General features: G+C 36.7%; 16 protein-coding genes. 11 read left to right on the top strand and 5 right to left on the bottom strand.

Going from position 1 to position 18,712, the window contains the following annotated elements; translation table 11 throughout:
- Window positions 1-202 precede the first annotated feature (202 nt).
- From OPU68_RS13500 to OPU68_RS13460, 9 genes are all read left to right on the top strand, one after another.
- Window positions 203-1,351: an efflux RND transporter periplasmic adaptor subunit gene (locus tag OPU68_RS13500; protein WP_498474518.1), complete on the top strand. Its 1,149-nt coding sequence runs from the start codon at window positions 203-205 to the stop codon at window positions 1,349-1,351.
- Window positions 1,352-1,452: 101 nt separating this feature from the next.
- Window positions 1,453-4,599 carry an efflux RND transporter permease subunit gene (locus tag OPU68_RS13495; protein WP_498474517.1) on the top strand — a complete coding sequence of 1,049 codons (3,147 nt, stop codon included), beginning with the start codon at window positions 1,453-1,455 and terminating at the stop codon, window positions 4,597-4,599.
- A gap of 65 nt (window positions 4,600-4,664) precedes the next feature.
- A complete protein-coding gene (locus OPU68_RS13490) occupies window positions 4,665-6,062 on the top strand; it encodes an efflux transporter outer membrane subunit (protein ID WP_498474516.1) in 1,398 nt (465 codons plus the stop codon).
- A gap of 121 nt (window positions 6,063-6,183) precedes the next feature.
- A complete protein-coding gene (locus OPU68_RS13485) occupies window positions 6,184-6,876 on the top strand; it encodes an AIM24 family protein (protein WP_498474515.1) in 693 nt (230 codons plus the stop codon).
- 309 nt (window positions 6,877-7,185) lie between these two features.
- Window positions 7,186-8,304: a hypothetical protein gene (locus OPU68_RS13480; protein ID WP_498474514.1), complete on the top strand. Its 1,119-nt coding sequence runs from the start codon at window positions 7,186-7,188 to the stop codon at window positions 8,302-8,304.
- A 12-nt stretch (window positions 8,305-8,316) separates the two neighbouring features.
- Window positions 8,317-9,540, top strand: a complete 1,224-nt coding sequence (locus tag OPU68_RS13475; RefSeq protein WP_498474513.1) for a LolA-like protein — start codon at window positions 8,317-8,319, stop codon at window positions 9,538-9,540.
- Between the two features lie 12 nt (window positions 9,541-9,552).
- Entirely contained in the window at window positions 9,553-10,308 is a 756-nt protein-coding gene (locus OPU68_RS13470; RefSeq protein ID WP_498474512.1) for a LuxR C-terminal-related transcriptional regulator, read from the top strand.
- A 281-nt stretch (window positions 10,309-10,589) separates the two neighbouring features.
- On the top strand, window positions 10,590-11,702 hold the full coding sequence (locus OPU68_RS13465) for a hypothetical protein (protein ID WP_498474511.1): 1,113 nt from the start codon (window positions 10,590-10,592) through the stop codon (window positions 11,700-11,702).
- Between the two features lie 35 nt (window positions 11,703-11,737).
- Entirely contained in the window at window positions 11,738-11,911 is a 174-nt protein-coding gene (locus tag OPU68_RS13460; protein WP_498474510.1) for a hypothetical protein, read from the top strand.
- A gap of 88 nt (window positions 11,912-11,999) precedes the next feature.
- Here the strand turns inward: OPU68_RS13460 and OPU68_RS13455 are convergent, their stop codons facing one another.
- The gene (locus tag OPU68_RS13455) at window positions 12,000-13,589 is read right to left on the bottom strand and encodes a toxin-antitoxin system YwqK family antitoxin (RefSeq protein WP_498474509.1); all 1,590 of its coding nucleotides are present in this window, start codon (window positions 13,587-13,589) and stop codon (window positions 12,000-12,002) included.
- Window positions 13,590-13,849: 260 nt separating this feature from the next.
- Between OPU68_RS13455 and OPU68_RS13450 the strand changes: the two genes are divergently transcribed.
- Window positions 13,850-14,983 carry an alpha/beta hydrolase-fold protein gene (locus OPU68_RS13450; protein ID WP_498474507.1) on the top strand — a complete coding sequence of 378 codons (1,134 nt, stop codon included), beginning with the start codon at window positions 13,850-13,852 and terminating at the stop codon, window positions 14,981-14,983.
- 52 nt (window positions 14,984-15,035) lie between these two features.
- Here OPU68_RS13450 and OPU68_RS13445 read toward each other — a convergent pair whose 3' ends face one another.
- Both OPU68_RS13445 and OPU68_RS13440 read right to left on the bottom strand, forming a co-directional pair.
- Complete coding sequence (locus OPU68_RS13445) at window positions 15,036-15,359, bottom strand: nuclear transport factor 2 family protein (protein WP_498474506.1); 324 nt, start codon at window positions 15,357-15,359, stop codon at window positions 15,036-15,038.
- Window positions 15,360-15,379: 20 nt separating this feature from the next.
- Window positions 15,380-16,171: an SDR family oxidoreductase gene (locus OPU68_RS13440; protein ID WP_498474505.1), complete on the bottom strand. Its 792-nt coding sequence runs from the start codon at window positions 16,169-16,171 to the stop codon at window positions 15,380-15,382.
- A gap of 129 nt (window positions 16,172-16,300) precedes the next feature.
- Between OPU68_RS13440 and OPU68_RS13435 the strand changes: the two genes are divergently transcribed.
- Window positions 16,301-16,669, top strand: coding sequence for a winged helix-turn-helix transcriptional regulator (locus tag OPU68_RS13435; protein WP_498474504.1), 369 nt, complete (start codon window positions 16,301-16,303; stop codon window positions 16,667-16,669).
- A 45-nt stretch (window positions 16,670-16,714) separates the two neighbouring features.
- On the opposite strand, the gene OPU68_RS13430 is transcribed toward OPU68_RS13435, so the two are convergent.
- Both OPU68_RS13430 and OPU68_RS13425 read right to left on the bottom strand, forming a co-directional pair.
- Window positions 16,715-17,278, bottom strand: coding sequence for a dual specificity protein phosphatase family protein (locus tag OPU68_RS13430; RefSeq protein ID WP_498474503.1), 564 nt, complete (start codon window positions 17,276-17,278; stop codon window positions 16,715-16,717).
- Window positions 17,279-17,330: 52 nt separating this feature from the next.
- Window positions 17,331-18,701 (bottom strand): glycine-rich domain-containing protein, encoded by a 1,371-nt coding sequence (locus OPU68_RS13425; RefSeq protein WP_498474502.1) that lies wholly within the window; start codon window positions 18,699-18,701, stop codon window positions 17,331-17,333.
- Window positions 18,702-18,712 lie beyond the last annotated feature (11 nt).

The following is an 18,712-nucleotide window of genomic DNA, read 5'->3' as shown; positions in this document are numbered from 1 at the left end:
AGAAAAGGTGTTTCAAACATTTGTTTGATAATATTGTGTTAAATATTCATTAAAATTATTTTTTAACTTATTGGAAGTCAGTAATAATAGTTTTTGTGCATTATATTTGATAGATATTATTGTTAGATACATAACGTGTATTTTGTATTTAATCAATAAATTTGAACGTTTGTTTGAAAACACATCTAAAAAATTAGTATTTATGAGGAATATCGCGCTTAGCTTTTTTGTTGTTTTAGGTCTTTTGACATCATGTTCCAAGTCAGAAAACAAAGACGAGAAAAAAGAATTACCGCCTCAACCATATCAATATATCGTTGCAAAAAGTGGTCCCGCTGAAAGTCTAACTCAATATCCCGCCCGACTGGAAGGGATTGAAAATGTAGAAATCCGTCCGAAAATTGATGGTTTTGTAGAAAAAATCTACATCGATGAAGGCAGCCAGGTCAGCAAAGGACAATTGCTTTTCCTTATTAGAAATCCCCAATATGAACAGTCAGTTCTAGCAGCACAAGCTACGGTAAACAGCGCAAGAGCAGCAGTTGCAACCGCACAAATGCAGGTCACAAAAACAAAACCTTTGGTTGACAAAAAAATCATCTCGGCTTACGAACTTCAATCGGCTGAATTGGCGCTTAAATCTGCAAAAGCTTCTTTAGCAGAAACACAGGCTCAGTTGACTAATGCACAAGTCAATCAAGGTTATACAAAACTTTACAGTCCTGTAAATGGTGTTGTAGGAACTTTACCTTACAAAGCTGGAAGCTACATTAGCACAGCTACTGCTCAACCTTTGACGACGGTTTCCAATGTTTCAAAAATATTCGCTTATTTTTCAATTAATGAAAAACAACAGTTAGAATTCTTCAAGCACGCGGAAGGTGCAACAATCAAAGAAAAATTAAAAAATTCCCCTCTGGTAGAATTGATTCTTTCCGACGGAAGTAAATACGACGAAAAAGGAAAAATCGAATCCATCAGCGGATTGGTTGATCCAAATACCGGTTCATTTTCTATGCGGGCAACATTTCCTAATCCCAAAGGTATTATCAGAAGTGGTTACAGCGCAACGGTTCAACTTCCTAACAATTTAGAAAATGTAATTACGATTCCGCAATCTGCGACTTACGAGCTTCAGGGTAAAGTTTTTGTTTACTTGATTGGCGCAGAAAATAAAGTAAAATCCAGTGAAATCAAAGTGGAAGATCTTCCGGACGGTTTAACTTACGCAGTAACTTCCGGACTGAAACAGGGCGATAAAGTTGTTGTAGAAGGCGTTGGCCTCTTGAAAGACGAAACAGTTGTTGTTCCGAAAGAAACAACTTTGCAAAATGCAATCAGCAAAAAATAATATTAGTCATATCAATATCAATGTGAAAGTAAAAACAGATAAGATTTAAAAATACAATTAAAGTCTTTTCTCTTTCATCTTTCCTCTCATAGTCTAATTATATGTTTAAAAAATTTATAGAACGTCCGGTATTATCCACCGTAATTTCCATTATCATCGTGATTCTCGGTGTGCTGGGAATTGTGACCTTACCGGTTTCTCAATATCCTGATATTGCGCCGCCAACAGTAGTTGTGAACACAAGTTACCAGGGTGCAAATGCCGATGTGATCCTCAAAAGTGTAATTGTTCCTTTGGAAGAGCAAATCAATGGGGTAGAAGGGATGACTTATATGACATCGTCTGCTACCAATGATGGTTCAGGTTCCGTAACCGTTTATTTCAAACAGGGCGTGAATCCTGATATTGCTGCGGTTAACGTTCAGAACAGGGTTTCCAGAGCCAACTCACTGTTGCCAAGAGAGGTAACGCAAGCCGGAGTTACCGTGACGAAAAGACAAAGTTCCAACGTATTGATTTTCTCGCTTTACAGTGAGAATCCTGCGTACGATATGACTTTTCTTCAGAATTATACCAACATAAACATTGTTCCGCAGATCAAAAGGGTAACAGGTGTTGGAGATGTGACGGTTTTCGGTTCTAAGGATTATTCGGTAAGAATTTGGCTTGATCCTAATAAAATGGCAGCTTATGGAATGGTTCCGTCCGACATCAGTACGATCTTAGCTGAACAAAATATAGAAGCGGCTCCAGGAAGTTTAGGTGACGAAAGTGACCAAAGCTTCAGATACACACTAAAGTACAAAGGAAGGTTAACAGAAATCCCAGAGTTTGATAATATTGTTATTAAAGCAACTCAAAACGGACAAACTTTAAAGCTAAAAGACGTTGCGAGAGTAGAACTTGGAGCACAGGATTATACTGGAAGCAGTTTTACAGACGGTCATCCATCAATTGGTATGGCTGTTGCGCAAACCGCAGGATCAAATGCCCAGGATGTTATTAATCAATCAATTGCAGTTCTTGATAAAGCTCAGGAATCTTTTCCGAAAGGTGTTAAGTACGAAGCGCTTGTAAACGCAAATGACTTTTTGGATGCATCTATCGAGAAAGTAATTCATACATTATTTGAAGCATTTATCCTTGTATTCATCGTGGTTTTCCTTTTCTTACAAGATTGGCGCTCAACTTTGATTCCGGCGATTTCGGTTCCGGTTGCAATTGTTGGGACGTTCTTCTTTCTGAGTATTTTTGGATTTACAATTAATTTATTGACGCTTTTCGCATTGATCTTAGCAGTGGGAATTGTGGTGGATGATGCAATTGTGGTTGTAGAAGCTGTCCACAGTAAATTGGAACAAGGCGAAAAATCGCCGCTTCGGGCTTCAATCACAGCGATGGACGAGATCAGCGGCGCGATTATCAGTATCACATTGGTAATGGCAGCGGTTTTCATTCCGGTAAGTTTCATTTCAGGATCAGCCGGGGTTTTCTACAAACAATTTGGATTAACATTAGCGATATCAATCATATTATCAGCCGTAAATGCATTGACATTAAGTCCGGCTTTATGTGCAATTTTCCTAAAACCCCATTCTCACGAAGAGCAGAAAAAGAATTTCCTTCAACGGTTTTTTACCAATTTCAACATTATTTTTGATGCAATGGTAAAAAAATATACACGGGGAATTTTATTCTTACTAAGGAAAAAATGGATGGCATTTGCAGGATTAGCTGTTTTCGCTGGAATATTTGTTTGGCTGATGAATACAACTCCGAAATCCTTCGTTCCAAGTGAAGATATGGGAGGGATTTTTATGGATATTTCGCTTCCAATAGGGTCTAACGAAAATAGAACGAAAGTAGTAATGCAAAAGGTTGAAGACATCGTCAAAAAACAACCGGAAGTTCTGCATATCTTCAAAGTTTCAGGACGAGGAATGGTAAGTGGAAGTGGTTCAAACAACGGAATGCTAATTGTAAAACTGAAAGACTGGAAAGACAGAACGGATAAAGGAACCGACTTGCAATCCTTCGTTGCCAGAATGTACAAGGAAACCGCCGGAATCAAGGATGCAAAAATGACCTTCTTCGGAAGACCGACTTTGCAGGGTTTTGGTAATGCTGCAGGTTTCGAAATGCAGATCCAGGATCAGAAAGGTGGGAGTGTGGCAGATCTTACGAAAGTGACCAATGATTTCATCGATAAAATGAATCAGCAGCCGGATATCCAAAGAACGTTTACATCGTTCAACCCAAATTATCCGCAGTATATGATTGATATTGATATTCCCGCAACCAAATCAGCAGGATTTACAGTCAATGATATTTTAACCACAATGCAAGGTTATTATGGTGGTGTTTACGCTTCGAATGTCAATCTTTTCGGGAAACAATACCGTGTAATTTATCAGGCACCTTTTGAAGACAGAGAAAATCTGGAAAGTTTCAATATGGTTCAGGTAAGAAACTCAAATGGAGAAATGGCGCCTTTAAGCAGATTCATCACTGCAAGAAGAGTTTATGGTCCGCAGGCGATTGGCCGTTTCAACTTATTTACGGCAATTTCAATTAATGGTACTCCAAATCCTGGTTTCTCTTCCGGAGATGCCATTAATACAGTAGAAAAAGTCGCAAAAGAAACTTTACCACAAGGTTATGGCTACGAATTTTCCGGATTGACGAGGGAAGAAGTTACCGCCGGAGGACAAACTGTTTACATCTTTATTTTATGTTGTGTATTCGTTTATTTCCTTTTGGCAGCACAGTATGAAAGTTATATTTTACCATTTGCAGTAATGTTGTCTTTACCTGTTGGCTTGGCTGGGGTAATGATGTTCAGCAGCTGGATTGGTGGTTCTAATAATATTTATACTCAGATTTCCTTGATTATGCTAATCGGACTTTTGGCCAAGAATGCGATTCTAATTGTAGAATTTGCCCTCGATGCCAGAAGAAAAGGTTACACCATTGCTCACGCAGCCATCAGTGGCGCGAAACAAAGACTTCGTCCGATTTTGATGACCTCATTTGCTTTTATTTTCGGTTTGATTCCATTGGCAATTTCAACTGGAGCTGGAGCTGTCGGTAATCAATCTATCGGTATTGGAGCGATTGGGGGAATGTTATTCGGAACTATTTTCGGCGTATTTTTTATCCCGATTTTGTTTGCTGTATTTATGTATTTGCAAGAGAAAGTGAGCAGCAAAAAAGTGTCTGATAAATACGAAGGCGAACTAAGCGAGTAACCAAAATTTGAGAAAAATGAAACGCAAAGCGTTCCATATGACCTCTTAAAAATTAAATCTAACAGATGAATTTAAAAAATCTAATCATATTAGCAGGTGTCGCTGGTTTCTTTTACTCGTGTAAAGTCACAGATACTTATAAGAATCCGGATATCGAGCAAAGTCGTCAAGATAATCTCTTTAGACAAAAAACCAATAATGACGGTACTTCTGTAGCCAACATTGCATGGAATCAAATCTTCACAGATAACAAACTTCAGAATATTATCAATAAAACTATTCAGAATAATCTGGATTTAAAAGTGGCGGTTGCGAGAATCCAGGAAGCAAGTGCAGTTTTCAAACAATCCAAATTGCAGAATCTTCCAAGTCTGGATGGCGTTGCTTCTATTACAGAAACCAAAAATAGTGCGGCTGCGCAAGGTGGAAACTTTGTGATGCCAGATTTGCTGGTGTACAGATTAGGAATCTCTACAGGTTGGGAAATAGATGTTTGGGGAAGAATCAAAGCGCTTAAAAACTCAGCTTACGCAGGATTTCTTCAAACCGATGCGGCAAAACGTGCCATTCAAACACAAATGGTAGCTCAGGCGGCAACATTATATTATCAATTGATTTCGCTGGATAAACAATTGGAAATTACAAAACAGACCATTGAACTTCGTAAACAGGATGTAGAAACTGTTCAGCTGCTGATGGATGCGGCTTATTTGACAGGAGCTGACGTTGAACAAAGTAAGGCAAACCTTTATTCAGCGCAATTATCGGTTCCGGATTTGGAAATGCAGATCCAGCAAACCGAGAATTCTTTAAATATTTTAATGAATGATAATCCGCAATCGATTGATAGAAATTCTATCGATTCTCAGGTAATTTACACGGATTTAAAAACTGGAGTTCCTGCTTCATTATTGAAAAATCGTCCTGATGTTCAGTCAGCTGAATTAACTTTCCGCCAGGCATTCGAGAACAAAAATATGGCAATGGCACAGGTTTACCCCACGATTAGTATCACGGGAACTTTAGGCTTATCATCCAGAACTTTGGAAAGCTTCTTTACTAATTCTCTCTTCTATACACTTGGAGGAACTGTGACGCAAAATATTTTCCAAATGGGAACCAGAAAAGCACAGGTCAGAATTATGGAAGCCCGTAAAATGCAGGCTTACTATACATTCGAGAAAGCTTTATTAACTGCAGGTTCCGAAGTTTCCAACGCATTATTATCATATCAAAAAGCGAAAGAAAAAGAAACCACACGACAACTTCAAATACAGTCTTTGGAAAAAGCAGTGGAGTACAATAAGGAATTGTTGACGTATTCATCTAATGTGAATTACGTGAATGTTTTAACATCGGAACAATCGTTGCTTCAGGCAAGACTTTCCGGTGTTAATGATAAACTACAACAATTACAGGCCGTTACAGAATTCTACAGAGCACTTGGCGGCGGACAATTTTAGGACAAGACAATAAATTTTATTGAATATTTAAAACCTGACAGCCTTTGTCAGGTTTTCATTTATTTAATATAATCCTATTAAAAAAAATCAGTAGTTTGGTAAAACCAAAAAAAAATAAAGTATGAGCAAATTTTCAATCGAAGCTTTCGTCAACGAAACGAAAGAAAACCCACAGGAAAAAGACTATTTCGAACTGGAAAAACCGGAACTTCTGGAAATCAATCTAAACAATCAGGCAGTTTGGACAAAGGCCGGAAGTATGGTCGGTTACGTTGGAAACATCAATTTCGAAAGACAGGGAATGCTGTCCGGCGGACTAGGGAACCTTCTTAAAAAAGCAATTTCGGGCGAAGGAACCAAACTGATGAAAGCAGAGGGTTCAGGAAGACTTTACGTTGCAGACAACGGCAAAAAAGTAAGAATCCTTCACCTTAACAATGAGTCCATCTCAGTCAACGGAAACGACGTTCTTGCCCACGACCAAAGCATCAAAAGCGACATTAAAATGCTGAAAAGCATTGCAGGTGTAATGGCTGGTGGACTTTTCCAGGTAAAATTGAGCGGAACTGGTCACATTGCCATTACAACCCATGGGCATCCTTTGACACTTTTGGTAACGCCCGACGCACCAGTTTTCACAGATCCAAATGCAACAGTGGCGTGGTCCGGAAATCTGACACCGGAACTGAAAACCAATGTTTCCCTGAAAAGCCTTATCGGCAGAGGAAGCGGCGAAGAATTCCAAATGAAATTTTCAGGTAACGGTTGGGTTTTGATCCAGCCTTATGAAGAAGTTTACGTCGTAACAAAATAAATTTTTAGGAGCTAATTCCCGCTTTCCGCTATATCTTTTTTGTTTTACAAGTTTTGTTTTCTGATAGAAATTTACCCATAAAACAAAAAAGGATGCCGCTGCAATCGGGGCTATATACTACAACAACCTCAGAACTTTTTCTGAGGTTGTTTTGTGAATTATGATTTTCTTATTTATGTATCTATCAGTAATTTTGTTTTGATATAACTTGTTTTTCTATTGTTTTAATGTGAAATTAATAATCATATCGAAAATTATTTATAGAATTACAAGTAATAATTTTATATTTACAATCAAAAATCTATACCTATGAAATCAAAAATTTTATTAACATTTTTCATTTTGATGTTTACCTGGCTTCATATAGATGCCCAGGCTCACGATAATAGCAGAGGAGCCTGCAAATTATTTAAAAATAAAGCTATTGAGGAAGGTGCGTCTTGCCCCGGTTGTGTGGCAAAAGATAAAAAAGAACAGGCTGCAAGAGATGTTGTAAACAAAAAAAGACAAGATATCGCCACAGCAAAAGCAAACGCAGAAAGGCTTGCAAAAGAAACTGCCTATAAAAAAGAAATGGCTGAGCGGAAAGCGAAGGAAAAAGTGACAGAAGTAAAGGTTGTAATGCCGAAAACAAGTAAACCTGTATCGGCAAGTACAAAAAAAACACCCATGAAAGCATCAGTAAAAAAGGATGAAATACTTATGATTAGTAATCGTTATGGCGGATTTGAAAATGTCAATGGAGATGTAATTATTCCTAAAGATGCATTCTTTGAAACCTTTGGAGCAATGTATTATGATAATATCAATAGATATGATTTTCCTAAAGGTGTAGGAATCGTTGCCCTTAATGATAAAATGGATCAGTCCAGACATCCTGCGTACAATAATAAAGTTAGTACGTATAATGTTATGGATCTGATTGACAGCAAAAGTCAAAGATATTTCAATTCTGATGCTATCTGTCTCATCAGTCATTTTTTTGGTGACTGGTTTCTTATAGGTTATGATTATCAAGAATTTAATGGTCCCTTTAACTCTGTTAAATTGGGCGGAGCAAAATTATTTAACATAAGAAATAAAAAAGAATTTACCTTGCCTGTTTCACCTTTTGACAATGGCGTTTATTTAAAACATGCAAATTATGAGTATTTGGCAACAGTTAATTTAGAAAAAGTTCTTTATAAAAACCCAGATTATATTTCCGGCACATATGTTTCCACAAATAAAGATAGACGTCTGCATGAAAAACTTTTAGACATCTCTACGGGAGGCAGTGAAAATTGGAAAGCATTTATCTCTCTAAGTGTATCACCTTCGCGATCTCAAACAGAATCAAGAATTATTTATTTGTCCAATGCCGATGAAATAAAAGAAATAACCATTACAAATGAGCAAAGAATTGAGTTCTTGCGTCGCGAGCAATAAAAAATAGTTATTATGAAAAAAATCTATGTCTTTATCTTACTGCTAATTTGTATTACTGCAAAATCCCAACAACTATCCTACGAGAAACTGGATTCCATATCTTTAGCCATCAGTCAGTATCAGCAAAAATCCGATAATTTGACTTACAATGATGGCAAAGACGATTACGAATTAAGCTTTCCTGAAAACAATTTCCAGATCTTTTCCAGTACCAATACTGCTACAAAAGTTGTCAATAAAAAAATAGGTGACAAAGAGTTTGTCTGCATTACAGAGAATATTGATCTTTCCAAAGCAGATGAAGCTTTTCAGGTTCAATACCCTGGTAAGGCGGGTGTTGTAAGAATGAATTTTCCGGAAGGTTTAAAAACACAGATCTATACAAATGGAGTTTATACCAATACGGTCAGAGAATATTATCTTGAGTTCTTTTACAATAGAAGTGAAGAAGGATCTCGCAACCAATTGTTAACTCAGTTGGATAACACTTTTAACTTATTAAAACTTGGTAATAAAATCTCTAAAGAACAGTTTTTGGCCGAAGAAAAAATAAAGATAGATAAAATGGAGCCGCCAGTCTCAAAAGAACTTACCATAGATGATGTGGTAGAAAAGTATGCTGAAGCATTTGGCGGAGCAGACAAGATAAAGTCTATCCAAACACTTGTGTCAGAAGGTGTGATTCAGATGCAGGGAATACAGATTCCAGTCAAAAGCTGGTCTGTCCACAATCAGGCAATGCGTATGGATATGGAAATCCAGGGTAAGGCAAATTCTACAGTGGTCACAAATAATTCTGCCTGGACGCTTTTCCCTGTTCAACGCCAGAGAAAACCGGTGGATTCTGATCCTACAGTTGCAAAAGAAAGTTTTGAGGAGTTGGACCTTACTGGAGACCTTCTGGACTACAAGCAAAAAGGCAGCACGGCAGAATTATTGGGAAAAGAATCTGCAGATGGTAATGATTTTTACAAAATCAGGCTTACACGCAAAAGCGGAACTGTTGTAATGCTTTTCATAGATGCAAATACTTACCTTCCTGCAAAGCGTATAATCAATAAAAAAATGCAGGGTACCGTTGTAGAGATCACGGAGACTATGAGCAATTACAAAAAAAATGACGATGGATTTGTTTATGCCTCTTCTTACCATTATTCTCCTGCTGGAACAAGCTTGGTTTATACCAGCTTCCAGATAAATAAAACGGTAGACCCGAAATTATTTGAAAAACCGTAATTTCTCGCACCTATGGAAGAAAATCTACAGAAATTGCACGAAGTTTGGTCTCTCAGCCGGCCTACAGAGTTGATCACATTTGATCAGATCAATTTTGATGATCTTATCAATTCTATAATTAGTTCTGGACCATTTTATTATTACATTATTGATTTTTTTGATCTTTCACTATCCAATATTAGTCCCAATATTTATGATATTCACGGACTGAAGCCAGAAACTGTTGCTCTCAATCATATTCTGGAAACAATCCATCCGGATGATATGGAATTTGTGATTGGGGCAGAAGCACTCATTACAAAATTTTTCAAAAACATCATAGGAAAAGATAAAATCCTGAATTATAAAATGAATTACAGCTTCCGCAGCAGAGGAAAAGATGGTAAATATATGCTTCTCAACCATCAGGCTTTATTGTTGTCTCTGGATAATCAGGGGAATTCTGCAAAATCTCTGAATATTCATACACAGATCGATCATCTGAGCAATCAGAATACTTACAAGATTTCTCTTATCGGACTCAATGGTGAACCATCTTATATGAATCTTAGTCTTGAGGATGACGGAAAGAGTAAAATAGAATTCTCCAGACGTGAAATTGACATCATCCGACTCATCAGCGATGGCAAAAACAATGATCAGATTGGTCAGCAACTCTCTATCAGCCCGCTCACGGTTAAGAAACACCGGAGCAATATCCTGGAAAAATCCAAATGTAGCAATACGGCACAGCTTATCAAAAACTGCATTCAGAATGGGATTTTATAATTGATTTTCTGCTCATTAGCTTAAAAATACTCCTTTTGGAATATTTTTTTTTGAACAAAAAAAATTTAGATTTGTAATAACTAAGACTGATACCCATGAAAACTAAAATTAATTTCTCCAAAAAATACGCTCTGCTTTAAAGTTTTCATTTCTGAGATAACTTCCCTGGCGTAATAGACTTCTCATCTCTCTTTACCGCAAAATGATTAAAAGTGATAAGGGGTTATCTGAGACGCATTCTTAACAATTATATTTCTTTTAACCATAAAATAAAATTAATTATGAGAACAAAATTATTATTGCCGCTGCTTCTGTTTACTATGGGATTAGTTTTGGGACAGAAAACCACTAAGACAAAAGATCAAAGCAAGCCTCAGGACAAAAGTATTTTTGAGGTTTCTTTTAAAAATGATACTGTAAAAGCGGAGAAAAGTTCAAACGACCAATATATTAATCTCCCGCTCAGGATCAATATCGGAGATGCCAAAAATTGGGAAGGATACCGGCTGAAGATTGAAGCAGATCCGTCAGAAAGTTCTTTGCCGGTGTCTGATTATAAATTACTAGATTCAGGTCTTAATTTTACAGAATTGGGAGGCGAAGATGTAGTCAACCTCATCTTGAAAAAGGATACCATCGAAGACAGAAATAGATACCTTATTATCAATCTAAAAACATATCAGGATTCGGCAGATGTTGCAAAAAGAAATACCGGAGCCAACAAAAAGGTTGTTATAATGGTAAAATCTTCAAAGAAAAAATCTGCCGACCTGATAGATGATTACAAAATTCTTTCTTATGTAGGAACCAATTTCGACATTGTAGAGGGGAAAACAAAAGCCAAGAATTTATTTTTTGCGACCAACATATATATTCCTCCGGTTTTGGATAAAAATAAAGTTGGATTCTATTTTAGTTTATACGGAAATAGGACGATGAGCGATATAGATTCTACGGATAATGTCCGCAGAACATACAAAATAGAATCTATTGACGAAAACAACCATATGGAATATAGTTCGCAGAATAGGATGATTACCTCCCGAGTGTCAGATAATATAGGCGTGCATATCAGTCCGTTATTTCGATTTATAAGGTCATCAAATGAAAATCTTAATTTATTCTACGCACCGTCATTGGAGTTTATCTGGAGACAATCTACCATAACCAGAGAGTTTAAAAATCCGACCAACTTAACGTCAGACGTTGTACCAGGCTACATTCCGGGAACCATTACGATGGAAGATATTTCGACGAGAATTCAAAACGAATATGTGTTTAATGCCGGATTGCTTGGCTTGTTTTTGGTCTACGAAACCAAAGATTTCAGCTTCAGGGTTCAGGCTTCTACAGGCTATTCCTCATACTTTTATCCAAGCAATTCAGATGGCTAGGCTAGTGTAGGAAGACGGAGTGATATTTTCTTTTTGTGACGAGCCTGGATCACGGAAGCCAAAACCGGGCTTACGCTGCAAACCGAAATCATGAATACAGCACTGAATCCAAGGCCATTCTTTGGTATTACATTGTCGAAAGCTTTCAAACTGGACAAGCTGGCTACCATATTCAAACCAATAACGGAACGGTAATATTTACCAACTAAAATAAATTTAAAAACCGCCTTTTTAAATGGCGGTTTTTTATCTTCTAAGGACTATGGAAATTATTGTCAACTACCAGATGATCCATATTTATTTTTGTTTCATTTCTTTTTCAAAGGCATCATAGGCTTGCATTCCTGAAAAATCATCGATGTTCCAAAATTGGTGCTCATAAACTCCAATGACAGATATATAATCAAGAGTCTTATCTTTAAATGCCTCTTTTAAGGTGTTAGAGATTAAGAATGCGGTATATCTTTCTGGTCTCTCTTCTTTATCAAAATCATATTTTCTGCTTTCAAACTGCTGAAAGAAAAAATAGATCTCATTATTTTTTGGTTTTATACTTGATCTGATTTTTTTGAGACTATCTACGTTTTCGGATAGAATAACTTTATGAATAATCTTGTCAATTTCTTTCGCACAAGTCATAACATTTCTATCGCTATTGTATTTTACACATTTATTTTTTGAGATAAATTCTGGTTTTTTACTGGCATCTACATAGTCTACCACAGTTGGGTCTGATAAGATATCAGATAATTTTTTATTTGCTTCTTTCGACATATGATAGAAGGGATGTTCATCACGAAAGTCATCACTTAGGGTTTTAATAATAGCATTTTCACAATCCTTGGTTTCCAGTATATCTGCATCAGAATGAAATCGATCTGTTAGGCTAAAAGTAGGCGAAAAATCCATGTTTACCTCTTGTAAATACGGTTCTTTGCATGAAGAATTTTTTCCAAAATCAATAGTTTGTATCAACTTGGTTCCGTCATAATTATAGACATTCCATAAATCTGTTTTTTCGCCATTTTTATAGAATGCTTTTACAATTAATTTACCATCTCTATAAATACTCCAATTTTCAACTGAATTGACAAGTATCATTTTTGCGCCGAATTTGCTTCCGTTCATTGTTCTTGATAATTTTGAAACAAAATCCAGAACTTTTCCATCTTTAAAATGAGCAACAGTAGTTGTATCTTTTTCTTTGTTAAATTCTAAATATAGACCATCTAATTTTTTGTTATTAACTGTGTACTGAGAATGTAATTCTCCTTCATAAAAAAATTCTTGACAAAATCCTTCTTGAGAATTGTTTTTAGAATTTCCCTTCATGAAAAGACTATTGTTGCTATTATAAAACTCATAAGGACCATCTACCATACCATTTTTATAATTAATTTTATAATCTGGTTTACCAGGGCTTTTATATCTTAAAGAAATGCCATCCGTTTTACCATCAACAAAATTACCTTGACCAGATATATCACCAGAAGGAAAATATTCTGTATATAAACCATTTAGTTTCCCTTCTGTATATTGTCCGGATGTTTTAAGCGTTCCATCTGAATAATAACTAGTCTGTTCACCATTTGGAATATTGTTTTTAAAGTTTCCTTTTTCGGCTATTTTTCCATTTTTATTATACCAAATTGCTGTACCTTCCAAGGATAGAGGATCTGTAGAAATGGAAGATTTTCCCTCAAATTGTTTTTCTCCGGAAATAAAAAAATCTGTAATAATGAAAATCTCACCTGTCTTATTTATTTTTCTGACAAATTCTGCATTTTCTTTAGTGGTTTCTTTCCAGTTTTTATCAAAGTAAATTTTTTCCTGACCAAAAATCAGTTGAAATAATATTAATGAGATAATAAATAAAAGTTTTTTCATGAGTTTTTTAAATGCTATATTTTAAATAATTATACCAGTATTTCCAAGTAGTTTGATATTGAAAATGATTTTGCAGAGGGATTTTTTACTAATCGATTGGAAAGATAATCAAAATTTCATTATTTGAAAAAGAGCCTGTGATAATAGATGTTGTTTTAATGATATAGAATTGTTAAAGAAATAAATCTAATTAAACAAAGATTAGCAGTAAAATATTGAAGTGAAATAATCCTTAAATTACACCTTTCAAAATCAGATCAATGCAAAACTTCAAAATCATAACGGCTATTCTTGCCATGTCTTCATCCCTAATATTTTCTCAAAAGTATAAAACATCTTCAACGGCAAAAGCAGGCAAGGAATTTCCTAAAGTGGATGCAGACGGAAAAGTTAAGTTTAAAGTTTATTTTCCTGATGCAAAATCCGTAGTTCTGCAAGGTGGAGATGGTATGAATAAAACTTTTGATTACACAACAACTAAAGATAAAGATGGATTTTTGAATATCTCAACTTCGCCTTTGGAAATTGGATTTCATTATTATTGGTTCAATGTTGACGGCAAACGAACGAATGATCCGAATACAGAATTATATTTTGGTTATGGACAACCAACAAGCGGCATCGAAATCCCTTCCGGTGAAGATTTCTTCTTCGAAAAAAATGTGAAACACGGAAAAATCGTTGATGACAGTTTAAATTCTGAAATCACTAAAGGAAAACGGAACTTTAAAGTTTATTTGCCACCAAATTACGGAACAAAGAAATTCCCGGTTTTATATCTCTATCACGGGACTGGTGAAGATATCACAGGTTGGGAAAAGCAAGGTTATATCAAGAATATTCTGGATAATCTTTTTGCTGAAAAAAAATCAAATGAAATGATCGTAGTAATGGATTACGGTGTTGCACTCACTCCTGAACAGGAAAAGATGCCCGACGATTATCCAAGAACGGTACTTTCCACCAAAAACCTCGACAAGATCGTAGTTCAGGAATTAATTCCTTACATCGAAAAGAAATATAAAACGAATGGCAAAAAAGCAATTGCCGGACTTTCTCGGGGAAGTTATCAAGCAATGTTCATTGGAGCCAATCATCCGGAGCTATTCTCTGCAATTGGTTCTTTCAGCCCTGTGATTTATGAAGGGACGGAATTTCAGCCTTTCAAAGAATTGCCCATAGATAATTTGTTGAAATCAAAACAAAAACCTTTTTTCTTCATCGGAATAGGCGAAAAAGAAGACAATCGTTTCTTTGAATACAATGATTTATTGACTAATTATTTAAGCCAAAATAAATATCCTTACGTCCTGTACAAATCTGCCGGAACCTATCACGAATGGCTCACGTGGAGACGTTGTCTTTATGAATTTGCTCAGAATATTTTTAAATAAATAAATAAACCACCGTATGAAGGGCGGTTTTTCTGATTTTCAAACCAAATTCTTATGAAGTGGTTTTAAGAGATTCTATCAAATCATTTTTTAATTTCAAATGAAAATATAAAACAAGTGGGCTTCCCGGAAAAGTTCCAGAAACTTCTGCTTTTAAAATGCTTTCCGTTTCATTTTCTTCATAACTGATTGGCTCCATAGTTGATTTATAACGCTCATTGGCATCTGCAATCCAATGTTCTATTTCTTTTCTGCCGTTGTGCGTTTTGCCCTCGTCAAAAACTACGGCCGTTTCGGAAAAACAATTGGCATAAGCGGCACTGTCAAAGTTGTTTTGCGTTTTTACTAATTCTGCTACTACTTTTGGTAAATTCATTGTTTTAAATTTTAAGATGATTAAACGGTTGGCACTGTGCCACCATCGATGACGAAATTGGTTCCTGTTAAATAATCAGCTCTTGGCGAAACCAAAAAGCCAACAAATTCTGCTACTTCTTCTGATTCGGCAGGTCTTCCAAAAGGGATTCCACCCAATGCATCCATTACACCTTGCTGTGCTTCTTCTACAGTACTGTTTGCATTTCTTGCAATTTCGCCCAGCCAGGCTTTGGATGCTGTCGTATTGATCCATCCCGGCGAAACAGTGAGTACACGAACGCCTTTTGGTGTCACTTCATTGGACAAACTTTTACTGTAATTGATCAATGCTGCTTTTGAAGCCGCGTAAGGTAATGTAGAATGGTAGAGTGGTAGTTTACCCTGAATAGAAGCAATATGAATGATAACACCACTTTTTCTCTCAATCATTTGTGGTAAAAATCCTCTGTCCAGTCTTACAGGAGCGAGCAAATTGGCTCGCAGGGTAGATTCCCAATCTTCATCGCTTAATACAGAAAAACCACCGGCAGGAGTCACTGAAGAACCTAAGTTATTGACTAAAATGTCAAGCCTGCCGTAAGTCGAAAGTACTTCGCTGACAACTTTTTGTGCATCTTCTGCCTTGCTTAGATCGGAAGAAATGAAATGCAGGTTATTGTTCTCTTTTTCCGGTGCGTTTCGTGCCGTAATGATAACTGTAGCGCCGGCTTGTAAAAGCCTTTCTGCAATTGCTCTTCCTGCTCCTTTTGTGCCTCCTGTTACTAAGGCGATTTTGCCTGATAACTCATTGTTGAAATTAAATTGTTCCATTTTTAAGAATTATTTATAGGACAAAATTGAGGTATAAAAACATTTTGTACAATTACGGAAATACGATTCACTATGGGATAAATTTTTCCCCTATTGCACAATTTGGAACATAGGTTTAATTTTGCTTTTATGTATGAGAGAAAGATTTTACCAAACCTGAATTGCGGTCTCGATCTGATTGGCGAAGTACTCTATGGCAAATGGAAAATCCGCTTGCTTTGGTTTATCAATCAGGGACATCAGCGTCCCAGTGAATTGCAGCGCAAAATTCCCGATGCAACCAGACGCGTTCTGAATATTCAACTGAAAGAGCTGGAAGAGCACGAGTTGGTTTCCAAGGTCATCTATCCGGTTGTTCCGCCAAAAGTAGAGTACAGCCTTACGGATTTTGGCAAAAGTCTAATTCCTGTAATTTCGGCTATAGGAAGTTGGGGAGACGATAATGAGGAACGTCTCAAATCGGTTATTATGAAAAGATTTGACACAGAAAATCAATAAAAGATCGTAAATAACATAAAAACCGTTGTACTGAAGAACGGTTTTTTATGGTCTGATTCTCTTTCTGTAATTAGTAAGATAAATGCCCTTCTCAGAATTTTTTGAAAAATTTCCGCTGAGTTCCCATAAGAATCGCGCATTGGCTCTCGCATCTTCATTAGAAAAATTTTCATATTCGATTCTGTAGATGGAACTAAACAAGCGTGAGCGCCCAACACCATGATGACAATGAATCAAAACAGGGTAATTCTTGGGATTATCCATAATCTTTAGAAATTTCTTAACTGTACTGTCTTCTGGGATTTGATCCGTAGGCAGATTGTAATACTGAATTCCTGCGATTTTGTCTATCGCATTTTCTTCGGCATTCACTTGCTTTTTTGTTTCAGGGTTAAGTTCGGTTTGCTCAATGCCGTCTCGTAAATCGATCACCGTTTTTATATGATGATTACCCAGAACCTCAGGCAGTTTTTCTGGTGCAATGACTCCCGAATTATAAACTTTATTTTCTGAAATAGTTACAAGATTGTACCGTACTTTTTTCTGATAAAAAACAAAAGCGGAAACCAACAAGATCACGGTAGTGAATAGGATTGCTATTCTTTTCATTGTCCTGGTTTTAAAATGTAACATCATAAGATTTTAAGAATTGAACTTTAAATTAATCGCCGCCACCACAACCGCCGCAGCTGCCGCAGGAACTTCCACAGCTGCTTCCGCAGGATGATCCGGTGCTTCCGCTGTCGCTCCCGAAAATGTCTTTCCTCTCTGTGTAATTAATAACAGGGATAAAAGCCGCCGCCAGCACAGCCGAACCTATCAGAAAGTACTGCCATTGCCAATCGTCTTTCACTTGTCTTGTTGGCAAAATATCCGTTTTGTATAGGTCAGGAATGGTTTGGGTGCAGACAAGTCTGGTAAGTCTGTTCAGATAAGCAATCATTAAAACAATCAAAATAACTGTGGCAATCAAAATTTGAAAGACAGGTTTTTCTCGTAGAATTCCGCTCGTCAGCCGTATGAAACTAAACATTAATACAATTGCCAGAACACCAAAATTGAGATGAAACAAGTTCCCGAATTTCTTAGACTTATTCACATATTTCTTAAAGGCATCCATACATTTGGCGGTATTCCAGAAGATCGGTTTGTTGGATAGTTGTTTTAATAAGGCGGGATAAAATGGCCTTCCCAATTCACTCAGGAGAGTGATGGTCTGTAGCTGCTCTTTGGAACTTGCATTACCCGGATTTATGAGACCAAAAGTCTTGTCCGGATTGATGTAGATGGTATTGTTGTCAATCAATTCGTTGACAGTTCCGTTGATTACATTTCCAAGTTTCTGCGTTTTGAGGTAAACAAGTTCGTAAGGCTGAAGATGATAGATAAATGAATCTTTATCAAATCCTTTCGCAATGTTTTTCAGTTGGTTTCGGTTGTGAAATTCAAGTCCGGCGAACGTCAGAATGCACAAAGCTGTAAATCCAATGATGAAATAAGGATTATCAATCTCCATATAGATCGGCCTCAGTATAAAATAACAAGGCGCTATCAGCGCAATGAAACCAAGAATCCCAAATACCAGAAAGGTTCTGATTTTAAATTTGGATTTATCCAGATTCAGGCTTTCAAACATACTGTGATATTCCCAGATGCTTTTCGGCTGTGCACCAAATACGGACAAATACAGTTTCTGAGTCCTCTCTTTAGCCTGACTGAATTTCTCAAATTGTTCCCGGTTATGCGTAGAAGGAATGTGCTGAATCTGCCTGCCTATCAGATCGCAGAAACTCTGGTAAGACTGCGTGAAAATCAGATGCTGATGCCAGACCGTATCTACAATCTCAGACGGCGAAACCATCATGTCCGAAGTCGCTGCCAGATACATAAACTTCCTGTATTCCAGAATAGCAAGTTCCGTAAATGCTTTTGTCCAGAAGTTTTCGTTGGCAAGCCGGGTTGTAAATCCATATTCACCGGGCGGATCATCAAAATCAAATTGAAGAATGTGGTCCCAAAGTTCTTTGTTCATACGGCTACGGT

This window comes from Chryseobacterium sp. TB1-D10 (assembly GCF_059803555.1).
The sequence above is the reverse complement of the archived record's forward strand: the minus strand, read 5'-3'. Positions and strand labels throughout refer to the sequence as shown.

What these genes read in the sequence shown, in the direction of transcription:
- OPU68_RS13500 (WP_498474518.1), top strand. Translation starts at nt 203, where the DNA reads ATGAGGAATATCGCGCTTAGCTTTTTTGTTGTTTTAGGTCTTTTGACA.
- OPU68_RS13495 (WP_498474517.1), top strand. Translation starts at nt 1,453, where the DNA reads ATGTTTAAAAAATTTATAGAACGTCCGGTATTATCCACCGTAATTTCC.
- OPU68_RS13490 (WP_498474516.1), top strand. Translation starts at nt 4,665, where the DNA reads ATGAATTTAAAAAATCTAATCATATTAGCAGGTGTCGCTGGTTTCTTT.
- OPU68_RS13485 (WP_498474515.1), top strand. Translation starts at nt 6,184, where the DNA reads ATGAGCAAATTTTCAATCGAAGCTTTCGTCAACGAAACGAAAGAAAAC.
- OPU68_RS13480 (WP_498474514.1), top strand. Translation starts at nt 7,186, where the DNA reads ATGAAATCAAAAATTTTATTAACATTTTTCATTTTGATGTTTACCTGG.
- OPU68_RS13475 (WP_498474513.1), top strand. Translation starts at nt 8,317, where the DNA reads ATGAAAAAAATCTATGTCTTTATCTTACTGCTAATTTGTATTACTGCA.
- OPU68_RS13470 (WP_498474512.1), top strand. Translation starts at nt 9,553, where the DNA reads ATGGAAGAAAATCTACAGAAATTGCACGAAGTTTGGTCTCTCAGCCGG.
- OPU68_RS13465 (WP_498474511.1), top strand. Translation starts at nt 10,590, where the DNA reads ATGAGAACAAAATTATTATTGCCGCTGCTTCTGTTTACTATGGGATTA.
- OPU68_RS13455 (WP_498474509.1), bottom strand. Translation starts at nt 13,589, where the DNA reads ATGAAAAAACTTTTATTTATTATCTCATTAATATTATTTCAACTGATT.
- OPU68_RS13450 (WP_498474507.1), top strand. Translation starts at nt 13,850, where the DNA reads ATGCAAAACTTCAAAATCATAACGGCTATTCTTGCCATGTCTTCATCC.
- OPU68_RS13445 (WP_498474506.1), bottom strand. Translation starts at nt 15,359, where the DNA reads ATGAATTTACCAAAAGTAGTAGCAGAATTAGTAAAAACGCAAAACAAC.
- OPU68_RS13440 (WP_498474505.1), bottom strand. Translation starts at nt 16,171, where the DNA reads ATGGAACAATTTAATTTCAACAATGAGTTATCAGGCAAAATCGCCTTA.
- OPU68_RS13435 (WP_498474504.1), top strand. Translation starts at nt 16,301, where the DNA reads ATGTATGAGAGAAAGATTTTACCAAACCTGAATTGCGGTCTCGATCTG.
- OPU68_RS13430 (WP_498474503.1), bottom strand. Translation starts at nt 17,278, where the DNA reads ATGAAAAGAATAGCAATCCTATTCACTACCGTGATCTTGTTGGTTTCC.
- OPU68_RS13425 (WP_498474502.1), bottom strand. Translation starts at nt 18,701, where the DNA reads ATGAACAAAGAACTTTGGGACCACATTCTTCAATTTGATTTTGATGAT.